General features: G+C 47.2%; 2 protein-coding genes. One reads left to right on the forward strand and one right to left on the reverse strand.

The genetic code is table 11. The features are described from left to right. Window positions 1-413: DDE-type integrase/transposase/recombinase (locus tag BBW68_RS13695; RefSeq protein ID WP_148127524.1), on the forward strand; the 413-nt coding region annotated here is incomplete at its 5' end. A gap of 165 nt (window positions 414-578) precedes the next feature. Here BBW68_RS13695 and pyrD read toward each other — a convergent pair. Next, window positions 579-1589 carry a quinone-dependent dihydroorotate dehydrogenase gene (gene pyrD / locus BBW68_RS13700; RefSeq protein WP_070135771.1) on the reverse strand — a complete coding sequence of 337 codons (1011 nt, stop codon included), beginning with the start codon at window positions 1587-1589 and terminating at the stop codon, window positions 579-581. Window positions 1590-2005 lie beyond the last annotated feature (416 nt).

The raw sequence follows: 2005 nt of genomic DNA on the forward strand, positions 1-2005 counted from the left end.
GGGGCTGCACCATTGACTTTTACCTGTCTTCACGTCGTCACACCAAAGCCGCCTATCGCTTTATGGGTAAACTTCTGAATAATACGAAGCGCCTGCAAATTCCACGGTTGATCAACACAGATAAAGCCCCGACGTATGGGCGGGCGCTGGCATTGCTGAAGCGGGAAGGTAAATGTCCGCAGCATGTGCATCACCGGCAAATACAGTACCGGAATAATATAATTGAGTGCGATCATGGCAAACTGAAACGGATAATCAACGCCACGCTGGGCTTCAAATCAATGAAGACGGCTTACGCCACAATCAAAGGCATTGAAGTGATGCGTGCGCTACAAAAAGGTCAGGCAGAATCATTTTATTTGGGGCATCCCCTAGGCGAGATGCGTCTGGTGAGCAGAGTCTTTGAAAGATAAGACCTTTCAATAACACGAAAGGCTAACTCATCAATATCTTTGCAACAGTGCCCTTTTAAGCACCTAGCGCATTCTGCTAAAACTGAATAATCAGTGAACAGAACAAAATATAAACGAGTCTGCAGCAAAAATAAAGGCCCAAGCTTATTAATAGTCAGAAATGACTTAGATATTGCTCACAATTTCCTTTATCAAAGGCGGGCCTTTGTAAATAAAGCCGGAATATATTTGCACCAGTGAGGCGTCTGCTGCCATTTTTTCCCGCGCCGAGACGAGTGAATCAATACCTCCCACGCCAATAATCGGGATACGCCCCTGCAGCTCAATGGCAAGGCGGCGGATAATTTCCGTGCTGCGCAACTGAACCGGACGACCACTTAAGCCCCCAGCTTCATCTGCGTGCTTCAGTCCTTTTACCAGCTCTCGATCTAGCGTGGTATTGGTGGCAATCACGCCGTCAATATTGTGACGCAGTAAACTCTCCGCCACCTGGATCAATTCCTCTTCAGAAAGATCCGGTGCGATCTTTACCGCCATTGGAACATATTTGTGGTGGATTTTATGAAGATCATTCTGACGGGTTTTAATCGCCGCCAACAAATCATCCAATGCTTCGTCGTATTGTAAAGATCGCAGGTCCGGGGTGTTAGGGGAGGAAATATTGATAGCGATATAACCAGCGTATGGATAGATTTTATCCATGCAGATTAAATAATCCTCTTTGCCCTGCTCAACCGGGGTGTCTTTATTTTTGCCAATATTAATGCCGAGGATGCCGTCAAAGTGGGCCTTTTTGACATTTTCTACCAAGTTATCAACGCCGAGATTATTGAAGCCCATGCGGTTAATGATCGCCTCCGCTTCAACTACGCGGAACATACGCGGCTTGTCATTACCCGGCTGCGGGCGCGGCGTGACCGTACCGATCTCAATGAAACCAAATCCCATGGCACCAAAGGCATCAATGCATTCGCCGTTCTTATCCAGACCAGCGGCCAGTCCCAGAGGGTTTTTAAATGTCAGCCCCATACAGGTGACGGGCTTAAAAGGAAGAGACTGGCGGATCAGGCCGGTAAAAGGAGTGCCAGAAAGGCGGGTTAGCTGCTGCAAGGTCAGGTCATGCGCACGCTCAGGATCGAGCTGAAACAGCGCCTTACGAACGAAAGGGTAATACATGGTCACTCCTGAGGTTTCGATGAAAAATTGGGGTCGTATTATCCTAGTTTAGCGGCGTAAAGGGAAATGACTTGGCGCAAAAGCCACTAAAAAAATGAAGATTATTGTAGCGCGTGGTCATCCCTCCCCCAGCTATATGTGAGAAACAGCATAAATTTGCCGGATAAATTATTTAAGCCACATAGCGCGTTCTGTCAGGATGAGCCTATCGGTTCTTAAATTTGGTTAATCAATAAGTTTGGGTTATAAGGAGAAGTTATGCGCGTTATTACTCTGGCTGTTGGTCCCTGTTTTCTGGATTTGACCCTATAAATCCAGACACCAGATCACTCTTAAGTTAACGACTCGCGCCGGCGACGATACTCACGTGGTGAGCGGTATCCCAGTGCACTGTGGGGATGCTTATCATTATAATG

This window comes from Candidatus Erwinia dacicola, assembly GCF_001756855.1.
Taxonomy (GTDB): domain Bacteria; phylum Pseudomonadota; class Gammaproteobacteria; order Enterobacterales; family Enterobacteriaceae; genus Erwinia; species Erwinia dacicola.